This window comes from Thermococcus sp. 5-4, assembly GCF_002197185.1.
Lineage (GTDB): Archaea > Methanobacteriota_B > Thermococci > Thermococcales > Thermococcaceae > Thermococcus > Thermococcus radiotolerans.
This window is the reverse complement of sequence record NZ_CP021848.1, coordinates 981,724-1,005,568: the sequence shown is the minus strand read 5'-3', so window position 1 is coordinate 1,005,568 and position 23,845 is coordinate 981,724. Positions and strand designations below refer to the sequence as shown.

The following is a 23,845-nucleotide window of genomic DNA, read 5'->3' as shown; positions in this document are numbered from 1 at the left end:
CCCTCGGTGTGTCATTGGTGTATCCATTCCAACGGTGACTCCTATGCCGGGCGGCAACTGGGAGAAGATAATTTCGATAACGAAGGATGGCATGAGGAGCATAGGAACGATGAGACGGAAGATAAGCAGGGGTAAGAGGATAGCACTTCTCATCGACGGTCCCAACATCCTCAGGAAGGAGTTCGGCGTCAAGCTGGAGGACATAGTTGAGGCCCTGGAGGGACTGGGCGACCTCAGGGTCTCCAAGGTGATACTGAACCAGTACGCCCCCCAGGGGCTCATAGAGGCGGTATCGAACCAGGGCTTTGAGGCAATCGTCGTCTCGGGCGAGACGGGTGTGAAGCTCGCCGTCGAGGCGATGAGGGAGATATACAACCCGAACATCGACGTTATCGCCCTGGCCACCAGAAACGCGGAGTTCCTGCCGGTGATTCTCAAGGCCAAGGAGCGCGGCAAGGAAACCATCGTCATCGGAATCGAGCCGGGCTTCTCGGCGGCGCTGAAGCATGCCGCCGACTACACCATAATCCTCGAGGGCGGTGAGGAGAAATGAAGGAGCGCTTTTTCAGGGTTCTGAGGCGCGGGGAGAAGGAGGTCAGGGAGGTCGGCGAGGAGACGCCCAAGCCGAAGAAGAAGAGAAGCATAGGCCTCATCATCGACGGTCCCAACATTCTCAGGAAGGAGTTCGGGATAAAGCTGGAGGACATCATAGACGCCCTCGAGCGGATTGGAAAGCTCAGGGTGGCCAAGGTAGTTCTCAACCAGTACGCCCCCCAGGGGCTCATAGAGGCCGTCGTGAACCAGGGGCTCGAGCCGATAATAGTGGCCGGCGACACCGACGTGAGGATAGCCATCGAGGCCATGGAGCTCATCTACAACTCCGACGTCGACGTGATTGCCCTGGCCACCAGGGACGCGGACTTCCTCCCGATAGTCAACGAGGCGAAGCGCAGGGGCAAGGAGACGATAGTCATAGGGGTGGAGCCGGGCTTCTCGGTCGCGCTCCAGAACGCGGCCGACTACGTCATCAAGATGGAGGGTAAAGGTATTGACGTTCACGAGGCCAAATAGCTTTTAAGCTTTCTTTCCAGCCCTATTCTGGTGGGAGAAAGTGATAGTTGAAATCATCCTCTTCGCGCTCGGCCTCATCCTGCTCATCAAGGGGAGCGACTATTTTGTCGAAGCCGCCTCGCGCGTTGCGAAGGGCTTTGGCGTCAGCGAGTTCATCATAGCGCTCGTCCTGGCGAGCATAGCCACCACCCTTCCGGAGGTCACAGTCTCCGCCATCTCGTCCTACCAGGGAAAGCCCGACATAGCCCTCGGTAACGCGATAGGAAGTGCCCTCGCGAACATCGCCCTCATTCTTGGCGTTTCCGCCCTGCTCCGTCCGCTGAAGGTCGAGAAAACTGCCTGGAAGAACGCCCTCTTCATGATAGGTGTTACTGCCTACGCCGGCCTGCTCATGTACGACGGCACGATAAGCCGGCTCGACGGCGCGAGCCTGATAATGATATACTTCGGATTCCTCTACTACCTCTACCGCAAGCACATGACCCTGGAAGAGCTCCCCGAAGGCGGACGCGGGAACCCTAGAAGGGACGCCCTCATAATGTTCGGGAGCGGCATACTCGTCGTGACCGGTGCCAAGCTCGTGGTCGACAGCGCGGTCACGATAGCTAGAGCCTTTGGAGTTCCCGAGGTCGTCATAGGCCTCACGATGGTCTCGATCGGAACTTCCCTGCCCGAGTTCACAAACTCCCTCATGGCGACCATCAAGAGGCTCCCGAACATCAGCGTGGGCAACATAATCGGCGCGAACATCCTCGACGTCCTCATGGTCATCGGCATAGCGGCCCTCATAAACCCGATCAGGGTGGACGCGACGATATACACCTTCACCCTGCCCCTGACGCTCCTCGTCATGGGAATACTCACCGCAGTTCTCCGCCTCACCGGCAGGATAGACCGGCTCACCGGCGGGGTGCTGCTGGCGATCTATTCGTACTTCATCTACGTCTACCTCACCGGCGGCGTCAACCTGCCGCAGGGCTGACCCTTTCCCTCTTCTACGCTATTTTCAGTCCACAATTCTGGGGCGCAAAGCTTTTTAATCCGTCGTATTACTCCATTATGAAAACTCAAAACCTGTTCATGGGGGTGGAAGAATGAGGAAGCTCGCCACGCTGCTGCTCACCCTCCTGCTCCTCGGTGCCATCGGGGCTTCAAAGCCCGTTAAAGCCCAGGAGGGGCTGACGGTTTACTCCTACGACAGCATAGAGTGGTGGATGAAGGAGATAGTTCCGATTTTCGAGCAGAAATACGGCGTCAAGGTGAATCTCGTCCTCATAGGCGACGCCGGTGAGGTTCTCAACAGGCTCATCCTTGAGAAGGACAACCCGCAGGCTGACGTCGTCGTGGGCATAGACAACAGCTACCTGGCCAAAGCTATTGACGCGGGAATACTGGAACCCTACAAGCCGGCCAACGCCGACGTGATTCCGGGCTGGATCGTTGAGAAGTTCGACCCGAGTTATCACCTCACGCCCTACGACTACGGCTTCATAGCCATCAACTACCGCAAGGATATGGTTCAGAACCCGCCGACCAGCCTTGAAGACCTCACCAAGCCGGAGTGGAAGGGCAAACTGATAATCGAAGACCCGCGCACCAGCTCGCCGGGAATGGCCTTCCTCCTCTGGACGATAGCGGTCTACGGCGACGACTGGCTCTACTACTGGGAGAAGCTGAAGGAGAACGACGTCCAGATAGTCGAGGGCTGGAGCGCGGCCTGGAACGCCTTCACCAAGGGTGAATACCCGCTGGTCCTCAGCTACGCCACCTCGCCGGCTGCAACCGTCTACTACGACAACAACACCAACGTCGGTGCCGTTGCCTTTAAGGAGGGCAACTACCTCCAGATAGAGGGCGCGGGAATCGTCAAGGGCGCCAAGCACCCTGAGCTGGCCAAGAAGTTCATTGAGTTCCTCATCAGCGAGGAGGCACAGGAGAAGCTCCCGCTCAACCAGTGGATGTACCCGGTAAACAAAAACGTCCAGACCCCGGAGGTCTTTAAGTACGCTGTGAAGATAGACAAGCCAGTGACCGTTGACCCCAATGAGATCGAGAACAGCTACGACCTCTGGCTCAGGCAGTGGACCCAGCTCATGATAGAGGGAAAGAGCCCGGACGAGATACTCGGGAAGACGACCACGACGACCTCTGAGGAGAACGGTGGAATCTGCGGCCCAACTCTGGTAGTTGGCCTTGCCCTGATACCGATCCTCCTCTGGAGGAGGCGGTGAGGTTTCTTTATCCCATTCCTTTCTTTTGTTATTATTTCAACAAGTCATGGCTACTCAAACTTTAACCGTATTTCAATGATGTTTTTTAGAATCCATATACATCGGTAGACGAAAAATATAGAGATTATGAACATGGTCAGCATGGTCCATACAAACAGCGTATTTTCAGAAAATTTGAACCATCCCATAACAGCTAGGAACATTAAAACCAACAGAAAAATGAATGTAGTGTAGTATATTCCAGGAATTTCCCTAAAAGGCTCAAAAGTCTTTAGTTTATTATACACCGCTGTTTCTGGAAGGGCGTATATTATTGACAATCCGACTAAGATGAATCCTGCGAATGCTCCAGATATAGATGCTACGACTGAGAACAAACTTTTATCCGGTTGGAATGAGCCTAAATACCCTCCATAACTTAAGCCAAAAATTAATAGAGAAACGGACACGCCCTTTAGTGCATCTTTTACAAAAATTCTTGGCATCATCTGTGACACCAGTTACTTGTGTTTTTCCATTTCATTTATAAATTCAATGATTTCTGGTGCTAATTCTGAATATGCCTCGATAATGGCATTATACATACTTTTGGAGTCTACACGCTTGAGATTGCCCTCAAGGCGAGCAACTTTAACGGATTTCATGAGTTTGTCGTCAAATATGTTTTTATCTTCAAGGGTGTTAGTGATAGGATTTTCTATTTTGGCTACTGCTTTTTCAACAGCTCCTCTTTCTTTTCTTAGCCTCGTCAAATCTTCTATTATCTTTTTGATTTTCATAGGATTTAGCCTACTATCTTTTCTCTTGCCATTAACTCCGACTGTGATTTCAATATATTCTGACTTACCAAAGATCTCGGTTGCATAGCCAAATAATCTCTCTAGGTCACTATTTCCCTCTTTATAGTAAGCATACTTTAGTGCAGGAACTCGGATTTTGAATAGTGTGACTCTATTGTGTTTGACTAAATCGATTAGAAATTCTAAACGGTACATTTCATCAAGAGTTATTATTCCGTGGATACCAAATAGTGCCATACTTAGGAAATACCTTAGTGCTGATGTCGAGGGACCCTCTCTCCAACTCTCAATACCAACAGCTCCATTAGAAAAAATAACGAAATGACTTGGATAATACAAGTCCTGATGTTCAGGGTTAAACTCAACTGGAGTCTCTAATCCCGTCTTTTCGTCAATAATTGTAGGAATGTCAATCTTTTTACCAATTCCGATACGGGCAGTAAATATTTTTGTGTCCAACGAAGGAATGTATGGTGTTAAATTAAACTTGTGAGGATCATCTCTAAGGAATATTAGCTTTTTAAGAGAATCAACTCCATAACTCATTAGTAGGGGCTTTTCAGGAGGTAGGTTATTACTAACAAACTCAAAAGGGTCCGATCTAAACTCCTCAATTTTCTCTCGAACTTTACTTTGATTATTGTATTTTGTTGCAATGTCCTCATTAAGATGCAGATAGTAAAAATAAATTCGCCTCTCAACTTCAGTCATTGCAATCACCTAGACTTCATTACCCACCCGTTAGATCAATCGGATTTTTTACGCCTAAGTATAAGAACATTTCGTTGCTTTGTACTAGAACTATTAGTCAATTTGCATTTATAAGATCAGAAGTGAAAGACGCGCGTTCATCTCTACCGTGATGAGGAAGTGGTCGGCGGTCTCAAGGCTGAGGGTTATAGTATCTCGGCCCTCACAAACAAGCTTCTTAAAGAGCATTTAGAGAAGGTGAGGCGCATGGAAGCGATTATTTCGAGAATGGCGGGCCCGGCGGGATTCGAACCCGCGACCTCCGGCTTAGAAGGCCGGCGCCCTATCCTGCTAGGCTACGGGCCCTCGGGCTAATGGTCTTGGGGGAGTTTTATAAAAGTTGTGGTGGGAGCAGGCTTATGGATACAGCCTGCTCGGCGTCCTCGGGAAGAGCGTGGCCCAGCGGACGTGATCGAGCTTCAGAACCCAGGCGACGAGCCTCTCTAGGCCGAGGCCGAAGCCGCTGTGCGGGACGCTGCCGTACTTCCTGAGGTCGAGGTACCACTCGTAGTCCTTCGGATCCATTCCCTCGTCGAGGATCCTCTGCACGAGCTTGTCGTAGTCGTCTTCACGCTGTGAGCCCCCTATGACCTCGCCGTATCCCTCCGGCGCGAGCATGTCCGCCGCGAGAACCTTTCTCGGGTCTTCCGGGTCCTCCTTCATGTAGAAGGCCTTGATGTGCTTCGGATAGCCGTAGACGAAGAACGGGGCCTCAAACTCCTGGGTGAGGATTCTCTCCTCGTCGGCGCCCATGTCCTCGCCCCACTCTATCTCGACGCCCTTGCTCTGGAGGATGTCTATAGCCTCGTCGTAGCTTATCCTGGGGAAGGGCGGAACGGTGTTCTTGAGGGTGGTGAAGTCCTTCCTGAAGGTCTCGATGTCGCCCTTCCTGAGCTCAAGCGTCCTCTGAACCATGTAGCTCACAAGCTCCTCCTCGACCTTCATGATGTCCCAGAGGTCCATCCAGGCTCCCTCGAGCTCCAGGTGCCAGAACTCGGTGAGGTGCCTCCTGGTCCTGCTCTTCTCCGCTCTGAAGCTCGGCGTGAGCGACCAGGCCTTCTCAAGGCCGAAGATGGCGGCCTCTAGGTAGAGCTGGGCCGACTGGCTGAGGTAAGCCGTCCTGTCGAAGTACTTGAGCTTGAAGAGCGTCGCACCACCCTCAACGGCTCCGGTGACGAGTATCGGCGGAAAGACCTCATACCAGCCGTCCTGAAGGAGCCACTCCCTGGCTGCCTGCATCATCGTCGCCTTGACCTTCATTATTGAGGCGACCTTCGGTGAGTGCAGGTGCAGGTGTCTCACATCCAGGAGGAACTCGTCGCTCGCGTCCTTGGTTATCGGGAAGAAGTCAACGTTCTGGACGATCTGAATCCTGTCCGCCTGAATCTCGACCCCAGTGGGGGCGCGGGGGTCGGCTTTGACGATACCCTCGACTATCACGCTGGACTCTATCCCGGCCTTCTTCGCCTCGGCGTAGGCCTCCTCGCTCAGCTCCTTCTTGAATATGGTCTGGACTATTCCGCTTGAGTCGCGGAGGACTATGAACACCTTCTTTCCAACTTCTCTCTTCCTGTAAACCCATCCGGCGAGTTTAACGCGCTTGCCTTCCATATCGGGCCGAACGTCGGCGCAATAAACCTTATCAATCATCGTTACCACCTCCAGAGGCTTTGAAGGGGACTTTATAACGGTAGCGATTGGGCTACCAGAAGAGCGTCAATTTATCCAAAGGGGAAATGCCCCTATTCTATGTTCCACGACTATCATCAGCGGCATGGGTGTAGGTTTGAAAACCATAATTTAAATTCTTTGTCCCCTCGATTGTCATTTCATCATGAAGTATGGAAATTCTCCCAAAATATGACGATACCCAGTGTTGGGCACCCTCGAAGAAGTTGGGAGTCATCCAATCCTTGGATAATTTTTATCCAAACTGGATAAACCTTCAACAATGGAATATCTATTGGGATAATAATTACATTTTGACAAGTTGAAAAGGGTTATTAGTTCACAAATGGTAACATTTATATAGTATCGTGCTCAACATATTTTGGTGAGAATTGGAGAGTCTTTAATTATTGCGGGGTAGTGGTGGGGGGATGTTCAAATGTTCATTGATCCCTTTGTAATCCGCTCTATCAACCGCAGCGAACTGAGGAAGCGGATACTCTTCTATCTCGATGAAATATATCCCACCCCCACCTACCTCTCTGAAATCGCACGGGTGGTCAAATCAGACCCCTCAAATGTGAAGGGTGCTCTTATCGGCCTTGGGAACCGATACAACGGCCACAGCTCTCTCGTGAGCCTCGGACTCGTGGAGGTCGTTACCGAGAAGGGCTTCAAGTACTACCGGCTCACTGAGTACGGAAAGCAGGTCGTCAAGCTCCTGAAGTCCTACCACTCATACTATTCGAGGTACACCTGAGGTGACGGCAATGAACCCACTGGCGGAGATACTCGACAGGAACCTTGAGGCGATCGTCGACTTATCCCTTGGGCATCTCCTCAGGCTCGGGTTAAAGTACGGCATATTCCGCAGGCTCGCGAGTGGAATGCCCCGTGAAGAGTTGCTGTCGGTGATTCCAGTCTCCAACAAGGCATACCTGGGAAGGCTCATAGATACCTACGTCTCCCTTGGCTTCGTGGAGGAGTCCGACGGCATCCTTAAGATGCCTGGTTTCTCCTACGAGTTCAACTTAAGCGCGGAAGACGCAGGAAAGCTCCTCTCCGACTGGGTTCAGATAGTTGAGGAGCTTTACAAGATGGCGGATTACGCCTTCATCTCCGCGGAGCATCCGAAGATACTCATGGACTTCGACAAAGGCGCCGACTTCTGGGACATGCGCCTGCTGATGGAACTCAACAGGACCTACCGGCAGCTTGCAGCGAGCCTCCTCGGACTCGAGGACGGCATGCGCATCCTCGACCTCGGCTGTGGCTCCGTCTCTCCCGTGGAACTTGGGGAAACCGTTGGCCCAAATGGGAAATACGTTGGAGTTGACTTTTCTCCGGGACTGCTGAGCATAGCCAAGGCCCGCGTCAGGAACGCCCGCATGGACTGGGTAGTGCTGAGGGAGATGGACATAAGGAAACTTGTGGTCAAGAACACCTACGATGCCGTGGTGATGAGCTTCGTCCTGGAGTACTTGGAGAACCCCGGAGCGGCCGTTAAGAGGGCAATTGGAACCCTGGAGCCCGGCGGAAAGCTCGTTATAATCGAACCCTTCAGGGACAACTACCCACGGATCGCCGCCCTGGAGTTCTTTGAGAGTCTGACCAGGGAATTCACCCGCTTCCCGAGCTCAGAAGATATCATCGCCGCCGTCGAGGAGAGTCCATACGACGTGAAGGTTGAGCCCGTCGGTAAATCCGCCCTGCTGGTGACGCGCTTGATGTAACGTTTCTTCACATTCTACCCGCTATCTTTGTTGTAGAATCTGCCATCCTGTATTTATTTCTTGAAGTAGTATTAACCTACATATGTAGGTACACTAGTTTCTACATAATTACCAACAAAAAATCGATTTATATACAAAGCTCCTAGAATATATTGCAAAATCCCTAAGGGAGGTGCCAGGAGATGAGGTTGCTGAAGAAGAAGAGGGGTGCCGTCGGTATCGGTACCCTGATAGTGTTCATAGCCATGGTTCTAGTGGCCGCAGTAGCCGCCGCCGTTCTCATCAACACCAGCGGCTACCTCCAGCAGAGGGCCGAGGCCACGGGCAGGCAGACCACCCAGGAGGTTTCAACGGGCATAAAGATCGATGCAGTGACGGGCTACGCGCCCTCTTCCAACAACATGACCTTGATGACAATACAGGTCTCCCTTAACGCCGGAAGCACCCCGATCGACCTCAACCAGACCAAGATCTACCTTGACAACGGCCAGAAGCAGGTCGTTCTCTCCTACGGAAACGCCAAGGCCACCATTAGCGGGGACATGTTCGACACAAGCTCCGATGCATGGAACAGCAGCAAGGTTGACGGAACGCACTTCGGTATTCTCATTGTCCAGGACGCTGACAGCTCCCTCAGCGGCACCATTCCGACCCTCACCACCGGAGACATAGCCCTGCTCACCATCAACCTCACCGCCGTCTTCGGCGGTGTTGAGCCGAGGACCCCAATAACCATCAGGGTCGTTCCTGAGTTCGGTGCCCCTGGCTACACCAAGGTCATCACTCCGACCGCCTACGGTCTCAGCGACACCGACAAGATAGTCGATCTCAAGTGAAGCCCCCTACCATCTTTCCTTTTTCCAAAACTTTCCTCGCGGGTGATCGGAATGTCGTTTTCGTACCTGAAGAACAAGTTCAAGAAGAAAAAGGAGGGGGAGGAGAAGGCGGAAGACAATAGGGAGATAATCAAGCTAGATGAGCTGGAGCAGGAAGCCGCGGAAGAGATGGCTCAGAAGAAAAAGGAGGAAGAGGAGCTCATAACCCAGGTCATGACGAGGATAAACGAGATCGAGAACGACATTCCCCGCATAAAGGTGAGTATAGACACCCTCAAGACCCAGATAAACGAGCTCCGCGAGGAGATAGATCGCCTGGATAAGGTGATAAAGGACGTTATGGTCCTCTATGAGATAGTTTCGCAGCAGATTAACCCGTTTAAGGATGTTGATTCCGCTAATCCCTTACTTAGCGAGATTCAGGAGTTAAGCGAGGAGATTGAGAATTTGAAAGCCGAGATAGCTCAGATAAAATCTGACTTGAGACTCCTTGTAATCGATGGTATGGACCTCGATGACCTGATATATGAAGCCATATCGGAGGGAGGGGCATGATTACCGAAACCGAAATTGAGGAGAGGCTCAAGCGCCTCAGGGGCAAGGTCCCGAACTTCCTTATCGACGACCTCAAAGACCGCCTCATGAAGAAGCGCGACATACTGACTCCGGAGCAGGTTGACAGGATAGTTGACAAGGTGCTCCGCACCTACGCCGGGCAGATCGAGAAGCTCTCCCGGCTCGACAGCCGCGTGGATGAGATCGGCAGGTACCTGGAGGAGATACGCAATCACCTCATGAACCTCTCGCAGGCGGCTCAGGCTAATCAGTCACTGTGGGGCGAGGCCCAGAATCAACCAATGGGAGGGGCCCAGGTCGTGGAGTACGGTGAACTCATGGGTGCCGGAAATAGCGGAGGTTTCGGTGAGGGGTCCCTCGCCAGTGAAACCCATGTGGAGGAAGCACCGACTCCGGAGCCTCCCGCCCAAAACCCGACGGAGGTAGAGCCCATGGAGAAGGAGTTTGAGCTTTCCAAGGGGTTTGAAATCCCCTCTGAAATTAGGGACGTCCTGATCAGTCCTCCACGCACCAAGGCAAGGCTCGAGCACATACCGAACGACATGGTCTCGACCATGATGGCACTGAAATGGCTTGGCTTCCTCATAGACAGGGTAGGCATGCAGAACCTCGAGGATGTGCTTGAGTTCTACTACCAGATCGGCTGGATTTCTGAGGACGTGCTGAATACCCTGCTCAGGTACGCCGAGGGCATAAGGCCTCACCACCGGGAGCCCGACTGGAGGCCGGACGAGAAGCTCACGATACAGGATCACCTCGTTTCGCTGCTCTTCATAGAGCGCCTTAGGGGAGTCAGGATAACCAGGGAACTGCTGGACGCCATAGAGAGGGAAATGCGGGTGATCGGCAGGGTGCTGGAAGACGTGTACGGAGTTTAGGGGATTCCCATGGGGGTCAGTGTACCAGCGGCCTTCGCTGTGCTGCTGATAGCAACGCTGGTTTCCTTCGGGATGCTCTACGTCTCGAGTGAGAACGCATACTCCATGGTGCATCAGGCGACGGAAGACTACAACCAGATGGCCATGAAGGCAAAGACATCGGAGCTTGAGCTTACCGGATACAACTACTCAACCCAGTCAAACGTTACGGTTTACGACATCACCTTCAACATAACGAACGAGGGAAGCACCCTGTCGCCGGCGAAGTGGACGTACATATACAACGGAGACCTGACAACATCGAAGGTCCTGACCTCCGGCAGGGAATACCTCCTACCCGGCGAATGGATGGAGCTGACCGTTCAAAACCTCCAGAAGGACCAAACCGTGGTCAATTCCCTCGTGATAAGCACCGAGGTTGGCTGTGGGCTGAAGATAAAATGGAAGTGGGTCGGTAACGCGACCAACGGATCCCCGCAGGTGATTAGCAGTGCCTGGTACTGCCCTGTGGAGGGGTAATAATGGCGAGTTCAGTGGTGTCGGAGCTTGTACTATTCATCGTCTCACTACTGGTAGCGGGTATGGTAGCCGGGGGTCTGTACGTGGTTACTCAGGATATTTCGGGTGGTATCCTCACGAAAGGCCAGGATGTGGCCGAGAGTCTGCGTACTAATTTTGAGATAATTAACGATCCCGAGAACATTCCCGTTTCTGGCTCTTCGTACGTCTTCTACATCCGCAACATCGGTAAAGACTCATTCTCCTTCGACCCCAACTCCGTCGTCGTCATGATAGACGGCTCGATGATACCCCCCGCGAACCTTACCTTCGACCCCTCGGGCGTGCTCGCCCCATACGAGGTTGGTAAAATCTACGTTCCCACAGCTTTCATATCATCGGGTTATCACAAGATCACGGTCGTCATCGAGACCGGGAAGAGAAAATCGCTCGTGTTCGAGGTGGGGTGATGACCATGGGGAGCCTCCTTAAGATTCAGATACCCAACGACGAGCTTCACAGGCGCCTTGGAGGGGGCATCCCGGCCGGGAGTATAGTTCTGATCGAGGGAGACAGGGGTACCGGTAAGTCCATATTCTCCCAGAGGCTCCTTTACGGGCTCCTGAGGAACGATTACACCGCCACCTACGTTTCCAGCCAGTATACCACCCCCGAGTTCATAAATCAGATGGATTCGCTGGGGTACAGCATAATCCAGGATCTGATAAAGAGGCGCCTCATGTTCGTCTCCCTCTATCCCCTGCTCGTCGGGGTCTCCGACAGGCGGAAGTTCCTCTCGAGGTTCGTTGGTGAGCCGAGGCTGTGGAAAACCGACGTCATGATAATCGACTCCCTTTCCGCCCTGCTTCCATCCGAACTCGACAGGGAGGAGATAAGGGCATTCTCGCTTCATCTGAAGAGGCTGAGCTCCCTGGGAAAGGTCACGATAATGACGGTGAACCCGGCAGACATAGACCCGGAGTTCCTCAAGATACTCGAGGAGGCATCCAGCCTGCTCATACGGCTGAGCGTGAAGACGTTCGGCGGCGACCTGAAGAACTCCGCCACCATAGTCAAGTACAACAACGCCATGGGCATCTTCCAGAAGATAATCCCGTTCAGGGTGGAGCCGAGGGTTGGATTCATAGTCGAGATAGCCGCGGTGGTGTGATATGCCGGTCAGGAGGGACGTCAGCGACAACATCGAGGTTGCAATGGCGCGGAACCCTCATCTGCGGAGGTACGTGGAGGAATTCGTCAAGAAGACCGGCAAGTTTCCGGAGTTCTACGCCCAGCTCAGCAGGGACATGAAGGACATCAAGTACCCGAACATACTCTACCCCGTCGGCGACCCGATATTCATCCACATCTACGGTGACCTGAACACCGAGAAGAGGTACATAGTCATCGAGCCGAGGATAACCCGCCCAGAGGAGGAGAGGAAGTACGAACTCCTGAAGGACAAGATACTCGAGCTGGCGCCTGAGAAGAAGATCCCTGAGGACAGCGAGGAGTTCGAGCGCTTTCTGGACGACCTGATGGACGAGGCTCTGAGCAAGATTGGAGGGGGACTGTTCAACCGCAGGCGGGTCTCGTTCACGGCCGAGGAAGTTGCTAAATTTCGCTATCTCCTCAAGAGGGACATCGTCGGAATCGGCCCCCTCGAGCCCCTCATGCGCGACCCCTACATCGAGGATATCCACATAATAGGCGCCAACTACGTCTCACTCATTCACAAGATATTCGATGCGATGGAGACCAACATAACCTTCGGCGATAACCTCCACCTGGCGGACTACTTCAAGAACCTCAGCGAGAGGATGGGGAGGCCCGTCAGCGACAAGAACCCGATCGTCGACGGAACCCTGCCTGATGGCTCGCGTATCAACATCATCTACTCGCCCGACGTCAGCATCCAGGGTCCGAGCGCAACTATCCGTAAGTTCTCGGCGACGCCGCTCAGCGTCGTCCAGCTCGTTAAGTGGAACACCTTCTCGGCAGAGGTCGCTGCCTACCTCTGGCTGGCCCTCGAGTACGGTATGAGCATCTTCGTCTGCGGTGAGACGGCGAGCGGAAAGACCACGACGCTTAATTCAATCATCCCGTTCATCAAGCCAGACGCTAAAATCTACACCGCTGAGGACACACCAGAGGTCGTCGTTCCGCACAAGAACTGGCAGAGGCTCACCACCAGGGAGCGCGGTCCAGAGGAGAGCAGAGTTACGCTCTTCGACCTCCTGAAGGCGGCCCTGCGTTCGAGGCCGAACTACATCATAGTCGGTGAGATCCGTGGAGCCGAGGGTGCCATAGCCTTCCAGGCCATGCAGACGGGCCACCCGGTTATGGCGACGTTCCACGCGGGCGACGTCAGGAAGATGATACAGCGTTTCACCGGTTCGCCGATAAACATCCCGGTCACGTTCATAGACAACCTGAACATAGCCCTCTTCCAGCAGGCGGTCTACGTCCGCGGCAGGTTCCTGAGGAGGGTTCTGAGCGTCGTTGAGATTGAGGGCTACTACGAGGAGCTGGGCGGCGTCGCGACGAGGAACGTCTTCGAGTGGGACTCGGTGACGGACAGGCACATCTTCCGTGGAATGAACAACTCGTACATCCTAGAGAGGAAAATCGCGGAGGTTGCCGGCTACGAGGACCCGAAGGAGATATACAACGAGCTCTTCCTGAGGGCGAGGATAATCAAGAGGATGGCGGAGCTTGGCATAACGGACTACTACGCAGTTCACCGTGAGATCAAGGCGTTCTACGAGAGGGGAATCGAGGGGCTGAGCTTCAGGCTGTGAGGTGGTAAGATGGCCGGGGAGAAGGCGGGAGTGCTGGCGCAGTCGGGCATCACCATGCATGAGTACTTCAGGAAGATTCTGCTGCCCAGCCTAGTGGGTGCCATGGCGCTCTTCGCCGCGGTCTCAGTTCTCAAGAGGTTCGTTGCCCTCTCCAGCGTAATAACCTTCGCCCTCTACGCGATCCCGCTTCTCCCCCTCATCTACGCCGTCGGCTATCCCTACGCCAGAATAAGCAACAAGAGGGTTCAGATAAACTCCAAGATTCCGTTCTTCGCCACGTACTTCGCGGTTCTCTCGACGAGCGATGTGAGCAGAAGCGAGCTCATCTGGAACCTGGCCACTGAGAAGATTCTGGAGCCGATAGCGAGCGACATGAAGAAGGTTTACTACCTAATAGCCAAGCTCCACAGGGGAATGCCGGAAGCTCTGAGGTTCCTGGCGAGGAGAACGCCCAGCAAGGTCTTCGCGGACTTCCTCGACAGGCTTGCCTATTCCCTCGACAGCGGTGTCGAGCTCAGGGACTACCTCCTCCAGGAGCAGAAGACGGTTATGGACGACTACGAGACCTTCTACGAGGGAACCCTCTACGACCTGGACGTCTTTAAGGAGGTGTACTCCTCCCTGATAATCTCGGTCGTCTTCATGGTGACTTTCATAATCATCGGTCCGATACTGACCGGCCAGGACATCGTCAGCCTGAGCGCCTTCATGTTCGTGCTCGTCCTTGCCACCGAGATTGGAATAATGCTCGTCATAAAGTACAGGATGCCGGAGGACAAGATATGGGCCGACTACGCCATGACCTCCGAGAGGAAGGCCAAGTTCATCAAGGCCGCGCTCGTGTCCGTCGCAGGCATCGTCGTGGCGGCGGTTCTGGTGGCGCTCGTGGTGAGGCCGAGGTTTGACCTCCCACTCCTCGTGCAGGTCGCGATAGTGCTCACCCCGCTCATGTACCTGGGTAAGGTTCTTGAGAAGGAGGAGAAGGCCATCCTCGTTAAGGACGAGAACTTTCCTGCCTTCATGAGGAGCCTCAGCTCATCGCTGGCTGCCAGCGGCGCCGCCCTTCCCCTAGTGCTCAAGTACCTCAGCGCCCACGACTTCGGAGTCCTCACCCAGGACATAAGGAACCTCTACCGCAGGGTCTCGATGAGGATAGACAACAGCAAATCCTGGCGCTACTTCACGATAGACACGGGGAGCTGGCTCATAGGCATCTTCTCCGAGATATTCAACAAGAGCATAAACCTCGGTGCTGAGCCGGACTACGTTGGAATGGTTATATCGAGGAACTTCGAGCGTCTGGTGAGGCTCAGGAGGAAGCGCGCCCAGACTGTGGCGAGCTTCAGGGGCGTTATCTACGGCATAACTGGCGCTTTCGCCTTCTCCGTTGCGGCCGCGTTTCAGGTTTCAGTTTACATGAACAAGCTCTTCTCAAACCTGACCATCCAGGGGGACTTCCTCCAGAACATAATCTTCGTTCCGTCGAAGAGCGGCCTGGAGATGACTGACTACATCCTCATGGTTATCCTGATCATCCACTGCCTCCTTTCCGCCCTTTCGATAAAGTTCGCCGATGGCGGACACATCGGGATCACGGTCTACTACTTCGTGGTTCTCGTATGGCTGGCGGCGCTCGGCCAGTACCTGGGAACCATTGTGATGGGCAAGATGATGACGTTCTCCTCGCTGACGGGGGTGGTTATAGGCTCCCTGGGGGTGATACCGTGAAGAGGTTACTCGTTTTGGTCCTGGCGTTCATGCTGCTGCCCGGCGTGGCGGCCAGCTCCTCGATAACCGGCTGGCTTCCGTTCCCGGCCAGGGTTGGGGTTGATGGGGGCGACGTTCTCGTCAGGGACATCTCCCTTAGCGACGGCTCGGTCCTCGTTTATCCCAACGGCATGGGCATGAGGGTGGTTCCGGTTGGGGGAAGTATCCTGTGGGACGGCTATTCGTTCTCCTTCCACAACGCCCTGTACTCCTCAGAGATGTCGTATCTGAACCTCTCGTACACCTTCCCCTACATCCTAGAGGGTGAGAAGCTCTTCGTTGGGGATTACGAGGTTCTGCTGAAGTCCGTGAGCGAGAAGGGCGGTACATTGGTAGTATCCAGTGGAGAGACTTCGAAGGAAATCTACTGTGCGGCCGGGAAGGAGGTCTCCTACGGGAACCTGGGGATATTCCTGACGCCGATGCCGGTTCTCTTCGACGGCTACCTGAAGAGGGACAAAAACGTATCGGTGGGAGAATGGAGCGTCGTGTTCTACAATTACACGGTCTCCTCGGAGAACGGAGGGCTGACGGAGATAGTGGACATCCGCGTAAGCGGCAAGCAGTACCTAGCGGAACCCGGTGAGACGATAGATGCCGGGGGTCTGCTAATTTCCGTCGGTGAGCTGGTGGGTTCGGACTACCTGAAGGCCACCATCCGGCTGAAGGGCGCGTACATCCGCGTGAAGGTTCACCCCTCCTTCGAGGGATGGCTCCGCGAGGGCAAGACAGAGAAGCTCGGCCCGTACCTGGTCAGGGTGGACAAAATCTTCAACGACAGCGCCTACGTCTCTATAATGAACCCCTGCGGCAGGGTCATCAGGTCGGGGTTCATAACTATCGGCAACTTCTCCTCCGGAATCTACTACGGTGGCCTTCTCCTGGGTGCAACGGCGTCCAGGAAGCGCGATGGGGCGATGGAGGTTCACGTGGTGGCGTTCATAGACGAGGAGAAGGTTCCCAAGGTGAGCGATGTTGCGCTCCTCAACGTCTCCTTCCTCGCTCCCGGAAACGCCACCCAGTTCGTTCCCTTCGAGGCGAGGATAATCATAAAGAACGAGGGGCCGAACGACCTGAAGTACGTCGAGGTGAACCTCAACCTCTCCGACGGGTTCGGGGTTCTCGGCGACTACCCGAGCTATTTTGAGGAGATTCCGAAGGGCAAGAGCGTTGAGATTCCGCTGAGGCTGCTCCCGGAGAAGGCCGGCAATCTCTCACTTGGCAACGTGGTCGTCACTGGTCACGCGCCCTACGCCCTCTCCTGCTACGGCGTTGAGGAAGTGAGCTTCAGCTCAGAGAACAGGGCCATCGACGTCGCTCCAGCGAAGATTGGCTACCGCGTGGAGGTCTCGGCCTCGAACGGCAGCGTTGGAAAGGAGATACCCCTCAACGTGACCGTGATGAACACGGGGAACGCGGAGCTTCCCTTCACACTCACCGTTGCCCTTCCGAAGGGCTTCGCCTCCATAGCCGAGAACTTCACCGCCTACGGAAAATGGCTGACGAGGACTGACACGCTCGCCCCGAACGGGAGCAGGACGTATTCCCTCACAGTCATCCCGCTGGCTCCCGGGGAGTACGAGATAAGCGTGGGTGTTGAAAGTCACGGCAAGGTGTTCTACAACTCCACGACGATCAAAGTTACCGGTGAGACCAGCAACGTCCTCGAAAACTCCTCAATCGAAATCTCCAACGAGAGCACCAATTCCACGTGCGAGCCGAAGGTCGTGACGGAGGTCATCAAGGTGCCAGTTCCGTGCAACGAAAGCAACGTGACGGCGATGAGCTCGGAGGGGGGCATGTCACTGAAGGAGAAGCTCATCTACATCGGGGGCTCCTTCGTGGGCGGCATCGTCTTCATCCTGCTCCTCGCGTGGATAGCCGCCAGGATGGAGGAGAGGTGACCCAAAGGTTTAACTGAAAGCCCAACTAACTCCACTCGGTGAGTCCATGAAGGCTCTGGTCGGAACCGTCGTTGACTGGGAGGGCTTCAGGGAGAATATCGCGGTGGTAATAGACGGATCTGTAATCAGGGACGTCGTTCCCGCCGATGGTATTCGCCAGTACGACGTCGATGAGGTCTACGGCGGTAAGGGTTTCCTGATTCTCCCGGGACTGGTCAACGCCCACACCCACGTAGCGATGGCAAAGTTCAGGGGTCTGGGCGAAGACGTGCCGATCGAAAGATGGCTGAGCGATGTTATCTGGCCCGCCGAGCTCGAATGGACGCGCGAGGAAATCCGCAGGTGGGCGCTCATCGGCATGGCCGAGGCGCTTTCAAACGGCTCAACGACGGTAAACGACCATTACTTCTTCGCCGATGAGATAGCCAAGACCGCCAGGGAACTCGGAATCAGGGCGTTTGTTGGTCAGACGGTGATGGACCTCGTTGACTTCCCGATAGCCGAGCCCGCAGAGGGGTTCCGCTTCTTCAAACGCTGGGAAGGGAGGGACGAGCTTGTAACACCCATCTTAGCTCCCCACGCAACCAACACTGTGTCCCTTGAGCTGATGCGGGAGATTGGGGAGTTCGCCCGCGAGAGAAACGCACTCGTTCACGTCCACCTCTCCCAGAGCAGGAGCGAAGTGCGGGAGGTCAAACAACGCTACGGGCTTTCTCCCGTTGAGTACCTCCAGAGGGCAGGGGTGCTGCACGAAAACCTCATAGGCGTCCATGGGATCTACCTTGACGATTCAGAGGTTTCCCTCTACTCAAAGAGCGGCGCGACACTCGTCCACTGCTCTCTGAGCATGGCGAAGCTTGAGGGAAGGATAGCGCCAATAATAGAACTCTTCGAGAACGGAACGAACATCGCCCTCGGTAACGATTCACCCAACCCTGTCGGACTGATGGACATGTTCACAGAGATGCGCTTTGCCGCGGTTCTCAACAAAGTTTGGAGGAAGAGGACCGACGTTGCATCGGCAAGGGACGTTTTTCGCTGGGCGACCCTCGGCGGCGCGATGGCTCTCAAGCTGAAGGCCGGTCTCATAAAGCCTGGCTATCTGGCGGACCTCATCCTTCTCAACGCTCGGAAACCCCAGTTCCTGCCGGGTGAGAACCCATACTCGCACATCGTCTACTCCGCCAGAGGAAGCGACGTCGAAATGGTCATGGTGAACGGAGAGGTCGTCTACAAAAACGGAATACTGCTGAAGCTGGGAAAAACGCTGGAGGAACTGTGGGAGGAGGTCATGCTTTCCTGACTATGAGCTTGACACCGTCAACTTCAACGACTTCGACGGTTTCGCCTATCTTCAGCTTTTCCTCATTCTCGCTGAGGGCTATCCACCTGTCCCCCTCAAGCTCAACTATGTAGTGTTCCCTGCCTATCTCGACGACCTTTCCACGCTTGCCCTTCAGCTCGAAGGTGTACTTGCCCTTCCCCGCATCTTGGACGTCCCTCTTTATGTACCTGCCGACGAGGATGTAGGTCACAACCGCGGAGATGAGTGCCGCGATGAAGCTTTCGTTGAAATTGACTCCAAAGCCGAGCAGGATGCCCATGACGACCATGGCGACTCCTATGGGGGTTATGAACGCGGTCACCATCATGTCAAGGGCTATCACGAGCAGTCCAAGAATCAAAAGGGAAATGGGGAGTGGATCCATCTCCATCACCGGGATAATTCACTCCATCATGTTCTTAAGCTTTTTCAGCTCGTCCTCTGAGAGGTTGGCCGATGCGCTCTCATTTCCTGGATTGTCCCCCTTGGGAGGGGTCGGCAGCGGTGTTTCCTTGACCTTTTGGAGTATCCTCAGCAGGCCGATCAGGGCCTCAGTGTCGTACGGGACTATGAGGTTGCCGTACTTGGCAAGCTCGGGCATCTTCTCGATGTACTGGAGAGTGAGGTACTTCTCGTCGGCGAGCTTGAGAGCCTCAAGGACCTTCCTTATCGCCTCGGCCTGACCTTCCGCGACGAGTATCTGCCTCTGCTTCTCACCCTCGGCCTTGAGTATCGCCGCCTGCTTCTGCCCCTCCGCCTCCTTAATGGCCGCCTCCTTCTTACCCTCGGCGAGGAGTATCATCGCCCTCTTTTCCCTTTCAGCCGTCATCTGCTTGGCCATTGCATCCTGAATGTCCTTGGGCGGGTCTATGCGCTGTATCTCAACCCTGGTTATCTTGACGCCCCAGCGGTCCGTTATCTTGTCCAGCTCCTCTCTGAGCTTGGCGTTGATTATGTCCCTTCCGCTCAGTGTTTCGTCGAGCTCCATCTCACCTATGATGGCACGGAGATTAGTCTGTGCGAGCTTGATTATGGCCATGAGGAAGTTGCTGACGTTGTAGATGACCTTTACCGGGTCGAGGATCTGGTAGTAAACCACAGCATCAACGGTAACGACCACGTTGTCCTTACAGATGACCTCCTGGGGCGGCACATCAACGACGTGCTCACGCATGTCCACGACCTTGACGCGCTCCATGAAGGGGATTATGAAGTGTATCCCCGGCTCTAAAATTCTGTTGAACTTTCCGAGTCTCTCGACGAGGCCCTTCTGGTACGGCCGTATCACCTTTACGCTCAGCAGGAGCATTATCAAAAGAAAAACACCCAGTATCACCAGTGCGGCACCAGCGAATACCGCCATTACTATCGCCTCCAGTGATTTTTCATAGAACATGAAGTTAAACTGCTTAAAAACTTTGGGGAGATACTACACGAGCAATCGCCTTTATAAACCCCGGCTCCCTTCTCGCTCCAGGTGAGAGAAATGGGAAGGCCGGTATTCCTCGGTAAGGCTTACATAAACTGGTGTGAGAAGTGCAACGTCCCGCTCATCGGCGATAGTTGTGCCGTTCACGGAAAGGAGAGTGTATTCCGTCTCAACATCACTCCCCCCGGCGATCTGAGGTTCGCCTTTGAGAAGGACATCGAGTTCATACGCTCGGTGTTTAAGGAGCACTACGGTGTCGACCTCGGCGAACTCTTTGATGGAAAGGTGATTCTCCTCAACAAGACGCCCGGGGAGGACGACTCCTACGAGATAATACTCGACGGCTACGTCTTCGGCTGGATACGTTTCGACCCGCTGGAGCTGAAGTGGAAGCCCGGCTTAAAGGTCGAAGGAGCTATAGCCCTCTGGAAGCGCTTTGGCAGGTCTATGAAAAAGTGGGTAATCGTCGATGAAGGCGCGATAGAGCCCATCCTCAGCGGCTCCAACCTCCTGCCGGTTGGTATAATCGAGGCGGAGCAAAGCATAAGGAGAAACGACGACGTAATCCTCGTCTCCGAGGGCGGCAAGGTCATCGCGACCGGCATAGCAAAGAAGGACTACGATGGACTTGCCAACAAGGAGCGCGGAACCGGAGTCAAGGTCAGGCGGCAGAAGAGCGTGAACTACCGCGAGGGGAGAAAGGCCACGATGGAAGACGTGCTGAGGGCAAACTCCATCGAGCTTGAGAGGAAGGTGATGGAAGCGAGGCGCTTCATGAGGAAGGTTGCCGCTAGGTACTCCGACCTCCCGATGGCAGTAGCCTTCTCCGGCGGGAAGGACAGCCTGGCCGTCCTTGGTCTGGCCCTGGAGGAGTTCGGCGACGAGGGCTTCACGATCTTCTTCAACAACACCGGCATAGAGTTTCCGGAAACGCTCGAATACGTCGAGGAGCTGAGGGAGGAGCTCGAACCGAAGGGCATTAGGTTCATCGTTGCCGATGCCGGCGACGCCTTCTGGCGCGCCCTTCACGTCTTCTCCCCGCCGGGCAGAGACTACCGCTGGTGCTGCAAGGTTACGAAGCTCGGCCCGATAACGATGGCTATAAAGGAAAACTACCCAAAAGGCGTTCTCATGTTCGTCGGCCAGAGGAAGTACGAGAGCATAAAGAGGTTTAAACAGCCAAGGGTATGGAAGAACCCCTGGGTGCCGAACGAGACCGGGGCATCACCAATATTCCACTGGCGCGCGCTTGAGGTCTGGCTCTACATCTTCAGCAGGAAGCTCAAGTACAACCCGCTCTACGAGGAGAGGCTCGACAGGATAGGCTGCTTCCTCTGTCCGAGCGCGTCCCTGGCGGAGATTTACACCCTGAAGGAGGAGAGGCCCGAGCTGTGGGCCAAGTGGGAAAACGAGCTCAAGCGCTGGCAAAAACGCTTCAACATGCCCGACGAGTGGATAACTTACGGCTTCTGGCGCTGGAAGAAGCTGAGTAAGGGGGAGAAGGCGATAGCGAGGGAGCTGGGCGTGGATGTTCCGGAGGAGCGTTCCTGGGAACCGGTGAGGTACACGATAGAGGAGACCAAGGAGGGCTTCGTGACCCGCTTCAACACCGTCGTGAACCTGGAGAGGATTAAGGAAGTCGCTCCAATCCTTGGAGAGGTTGAGGAAGGCGAAAACTACATAAGGGCGGGCGATATTACATTTAGACCAGACGGTGCCTACACGGACGAGTTCAACGAGGCCCTGCAGGCTTACTACCTCGTCAAGAGGGCCTACGAGTGTGTCGGCTGCGGTGTCTGCGTCGGAAAGTGTCCCGAGGAGGCGCTCAGCATAGACCCGAGGAGCAAGAAAATCGTCGTTAATTACGACCTGTGCACCCACTGCCGGGAGTGTATGGACGTATGCCCGCTGTTAAAAATCAAAAACCCCGAGGAAGGGAGCCAGCTCTAATTGGGTTATTCCTGATTCTGTCCCTCATTTTCCTCCCGCTGGTCGGTGCACAGGAGTATGACTACGAGATAAACGCCTACGCGGTCTACTTTGAGGTGATAGACCAGAACAACATCCGCGAGACCGTCGAGATAGACCTTACACCGCACACAAACCTCAGCCAGTACGTCATCTACACCGCCTATCCGGTTGAGAACGCGAGCGCCGTGCTCGACCTTGGGAACAGGGTGGAGAGGATAAACGTAACCGTGAGGGAAGTTCTTGGCGGAACCAACGCCATCTACATGACTTTCCCCACCCTTGAGGCGGGGCAGAGCGCCAGGATAGGGCTTACCTTCACGACGAGGGGCATGATAAGTGAGAACGGCGGAAACGAGCAGTTCACGTACTACATCAAATTCAGTCAGCCGGTTGGCGTCTTCCACATGCAGCTACTCGTCCCGAGGGGCTACGCGATACTCTCGCCGATAATCCCCTCGCCGGACAGGGTCGAGAGTTCAACCGACCGGCTTCTTCTGGAATGGAAGCGCAGCAACGTCCGGCCCGGAGACGAGTTCTACTTCATAGTGGGCTTTTCGGGGGAGATAACCGTTCCAAAGCCGCCCTCGCCGTGGCTCTACGTTGGCCTTTTCATAATAGGCCTCCTAATCGGCGGCGGTTCGGTTTACGGCTACATACTCTACCGGGAGAGGAAGCGCGAGGAGGAGCTCACCCACCTGAGGAGCGATGAGGAGAAGATACTCGCCATGCTGAAGGAGGGTCCGGTTCTCCAGAGTGAACTAGCCGAAAAACTCGGTGTTTCTAAGGCCAAGGTCAGCATAATCCTCCGCGAGATGGAGGAGAAGGGATTGATAACCCGCACCAAGGAAGGGAGAACCTACCGGGTTTTTCTGAAGGAGTGAGTACCTTTATAAACGCCTCCCCTCTTCTTCCCACTGGTGAGAGACATGGAGGAGTACTTCATCTGTCCAGAGTGTGGTAGCGATGACGTTGAGGTCATCAAGGAGAGGGGAAGGGAGCTCACCCTCCGCTGCAACGAGTGCGGCAACGTGTGGCACGTCACGCTTCCAAAGCTCATCAAGGTTCCGCTCATAGTGAGCAAGCACGAGAGAAGTTTCAGAACCTTCGTCGAACTGCCCGAGGGTGAAGAAATCCGGGTGGGCGACATCGTCGAAACCGAAGACGACGAGGTAAGGATAACCGGCATAGAGCTTGAGGGAGACAGGCGCGTTGAGAGGGCCGAGATAGGCGAGATCAAGACCCTCTGGGGCGAGAGCCTAACCTACCCGAAGGTCATCAAGGTCTCCATATATCTGCCGAAGGGCCTTACCCAGGCCTTCAAGGTGAAGGTGCCGAGGAACGAGGAGTTCGTCGTCGGAGAGGTTCTTGAGGTCGGCGGCTACACCTTCCGGGTTGAGAAGATAAAGACCGAGACCAAGATGCTCCACCACGGGAAGGCAAAGGCCGATAAGATAGTCGCCCTCATGGGTCACAGCATTCCCCGCGCGAGGGCGAGGAGGAGCCTTGAGATATACAGGGGCTACGACAGGGAATCCTTGTGAAAGAGCCGGTCGTGATGAGCATTTCTTTCTCCTTTCCGACCCCTTCGGGGAATGAGGAGCTTGGCCG

24 protein-coding genes and 1 tRNA gene are annotated in these 23,845 nt (G+C 54.7%); 19 read left to right on the top strand and 6 right to left on the bottom strand.

The features are described from left to right. Positions 1-43: 43 nt before the first annotated feature. The 4 genes from CDI07_RS05555 (at position 44) to CDI07_RS05540 (ending at position 3,302) form a co-directional block, all read left to right on the top strand. Complete coding sequence (locus CDI07_RS05555; protein WP_088180663.1) at positions 44-553, top strand: TIGR00288 family NYN domain-containing protein; 510 nt, start codon at positions 44-46, stop codon at positions 551-553. Further along, positions 550-1,071 (top strand): TIGR00288 family NYN domain-containing protein, encoded by a 522-nt coding sequence (locus CDI07_RS05550; protein WP_088180662.1) that lies wholly within the window; start codon positions 550-552, stop codon positions 1,069-1,071. Before CDI07_RS05555 ends, CDI07_RS05550 begins: the two co-directional genes overlap by 4 nt. 40 nt (positions 1,072-1,111) lie before the next feature. Beyond that, positions 1,112-2,053: a calcium/sodium antiporter gene (locus CDI07_RS05545; protein ID WP_088180661.1), complete on the top strand. Its 942-nt coding sequence runs from the start codon at positions 1,112-1,114 to the stop codon at positions 2,051-2,053. A gap of 112 nt (positions 2,054-2,165) precedes the next feature. Next, entirely contained in the window at positions 2,166-3,302 is a 1,137-nt protein-coding gene (locus tag CDI07_RS05540; protein WP_088180660.1) for a thiamine ABC transporter substrate-binding protein, read from the top strand. A 50-nt stretch (positions 3,303-3,352) separates the two neighbouring features. Here CDI07_RS05540 and CDI07_RS05535 read toward each other — a convergent pair whose 3' ends face one another. The 4 genes from CDI07_RS05535 to asnS form a co-directional block, all read right to left on the bottom strand. Further along, complete coding sequence (locus CDI07_RS05535; RefSeq protein WP_088180659.1) at positions 3,353-3,790, bottom strand: hypothetical protein; 438 nt, start codon at positions 3,788-3,790, stop codon at positions 3,353-3,355. Positions 3,791-3,802: 12 nt separating this feature from the next. Next, positions 3,803-4,813 carry a hypothetical protein gene (locus CDI07_RS05530; protein ID WP_088180658.1) on the bottom strand — a complete coding sequence of 337 codons (1,011 nt, stop codon included), beginning with the start codon at positions 4,811-4,813 and terminating at the stop codon, positions 3,803-3,805. 268 nt (positions 4,814-5,081) lie between these two features. Beyond that, positions 5,082-5,158, bottom strand: a tRNA-Arg gene (locus tag CDI07_RS05525). A 51-nt stretch (positions 5,159-5,209) separates the two neighbouring features. After that, the gene (asnS, locus tag CDI07_RS05520; protein WP_088180657.1) at positions 5,210-6,502 is read right to left on the bottom strand and encodes an asparagine--tRNA ligase; all 1,293 of its coding nucleotides are present in this window, start codon (positions 6,500-6,502) and stop codon (positions 5,210-5,212) included. 457 nt (positions 6,503-6,959) lie between these two features. Here asnS and CDI07_RS05515 point away from each other — a divergent pair, with 457 nt between their 5' ends. From CDI07_RS05515 to CDI07_RS05460, 12 genes are all read left to right on the top strand, one after another. Next, positions 6,960-7,280, top strand: a complete 321-nt coding sequence (locus CDI07_RS05515) for a helix-turn-helix domain-containing protein (RefSeq protein ID WP_088180656.1) — start codon at positions 6,960-6,962, stop codon at positions 7,278-7,280. Between the two features lie 10 nt (positions 7,281-7,290). Then, positions 7,291-8,253, top strand: coding sequence for a class I SAM-dependent methyltransferase (locus CDI07_RS05510; protein WP_088180655.1), 963 nt, complete (start codon positions 7,291-7,293; stop codon positions 8,251-8,253). Between the two features lie 182 nt (positions 8,254-8,435). Next, positions 8,436-9,089 carry a flagellin gene (locus CDI07_RS05505; RefSeq protein WP_088180654.1) on the top strand — a complete coding sequence of 218 codons (654 nt, stop codon included), beginning with the start codon at positions 8,436-8,438 and terminating at the stop codon, positions 9,087-9,089. A gap of 51 nt (positions 9,090-9,140) precedes the next feature. Then, the gene (locus CDI07_RS05500; protein ID WP_088180653.1) at positions 9,141-9,644 is read left to right on the top strand and encodes a flagella accessory protein C; all 504 of its coding nucleotides are present in this window, start codon (positions 9,141-9,143) and stop codon (positions 9,642-9,644) included. Then, a complete protein-coding gene (locus CDI07_RS05495) occupies positions 9,641-10,543 on the top strand; it encodes a FlaD/FlaE family flagellar protein (RefSeq protein ID WP_088180652.1) in 903 nt (300 codons plus the stop codon). Before CDI07_RS05500 ends, CDI07_RS05495 begins: the two co-directional genes overlap by 4 nt. 9 nt (positions 10,544-10,552) lie before the next feature. Next, positions 10,553-11,062, top strand: coding sequence for a hypothetical protein (locus tag CDI07_RS05490; protein ID WP_088180651.1), 510 nt, complete (start codon positions 10,553-10,555; stop codon positions 11,060-11,062). 17 nt (positions 11,063-11,079) lie between these two features. Further along, positions 11,080-11,511 (top strand): flagellar protein G, encoded by a 432-nt coding sequence (locus CDI07_RS05485; protein ID WP_343232451.1) that lies wholly within the window; start codon positions 11,080-11,082, stop codon positions 11,509-11,511. Between the two features lie 5 nt (positions 11,512-11,516). Further along, a complete protein-coding gene (locus CDI07_RS05480; protein WP_088181552.1) occupies positions 11,517-12,212 on the top strand; it encodes an ATPase domain-containing protein in 696 nt (231 codons plus the stop codon). Between the two features lies 1 nt (position 12,213). Beyond that, complete coding sequence (locus CDI07_RS05475) at positions 12,214-13,842, top strand: type II/IV secretion system ATPase subunit (protein WP_088180649.1); 1,629 nt, start codon at positions 12,214-12,216, stop codon at positions 13,840-13,842. Between the two features lie 9 nt (positions 13,843-13,851). Then, positions 13,852-15,570, top strand: coding sequence for an archaellar assembly protein FlaJ (gene flaJ, locus CDI07_RS05470; protein WP_088180648.1), 1,719 nt, complete (start codon positions 13,852-13,854; stop codon positions 15,568-15,570). After that, positions 15,567-17,513 (top strand): hypothetical protein, encoded by a 1,947-nt coding sequence (locus CDI07_RS05465; protein ID WP_088180647.1) that lies wholly within the window; start codon positions 15,567-15,569, stop codon positions 17,511-17,513. Before flaJ ends, CDI07_RS05465 begins: the two co-directional genes overlap by 4 nt. Before the next feature lie 46 nt (positions 17,514-17,559). Then, entirely contained in the window at positions 17,560-18,816 is a 1,257-nt protein-coding gene (locus CDI07_RS05460) for an amidohydrolase (RefSeq protein ID WP_088180646.1), read from the top strand. On the opposite strand, the gene CDI07_RS05455 is transcribed toward CDI07_RS05460, so the two are convergent. Together CDI07_RS05455 and CDI07_RS05450 are read right to left on the bottom strand one after the other, a co-directional pair. Continuing rightward, entirely contained in the window at positions 18,803-19,222 is a 420-nt protein-coding gene (locus tag CDI07_RS05455; RefSeq protein ID WP_088180645.1) for an NfeD family protein, read from the bottom strand. The two genes, CDI07_RS05460 and CDI07_RS05455, sit on opposite strands and share 14 nt — an antisense overlap. Positions 19,223-19,240: 18 nt before the next feature. Beyond that, on the bottom strand, positions 19,241-20,200 hold the full coding sequence (locus CDI07_RS05450; protein ID WP_088180644.1) for an SPFH domain-containing protein: 960 nt from the start codon (positions 20,198-20,200) through the stop codon (positions 19,241-19,243). Positions 20,201-20,323: 123 nt separating this feature from the next. Between CDI07_RS05450 and CDI07_RS05445 the strand changes: the two genes are divergently transcribed. Genes CDI07_RS05445 through CDI07_RS05435 form a run of 3 tightly spaced genes read left to right on the top strand, consistent with a single transcriptional unit; the run spans position 20,324 to position 23,778 of the window. Beyond that, positions 20,324-22,216 carry a phosphoadenosine phosphosulfate reductase family protein gene (locus CDI07_RS05445; RefSeq protein WP_088180643.1) on the top strand — a complete coding sequence of 631 codons (1,893 nt, stop codon included), beginning with the start codon at positions 20,324-20,326 and terminating at the stop codon, positions 22,214-22,216. Further along, positions 22,168-23,118, top strand: coding sequence for a MarR family transcriptional regulator (locus CDI07_RS05440; RefSeq protein ID WP_088180642.1), 951 nt, complete (start codon positions 22,168-22,170; stop codon positions 23,116-23,118). The genes CDI07_RS05445 and CDI07_RS05440 overlap by 49 nt, the downstream gene beginning before the upstream one ends. A gap of 45 nt (positions 23,119-23,163) precedes the next feature. After that, on the top strand, positions 23,164-23,778 hold the full coding sequence (locus CDI07_RS05435) for an HVO_0476 family zinc finger protein (RefSeq protein WP_088180641.1): 615 nt from the start codon (positions 23,164-23,166) through the stop codon (positions 23,776-23,778). The last annotated feature ends 67 nt before the right edge of the window (positions 23,779-23,845 follow it).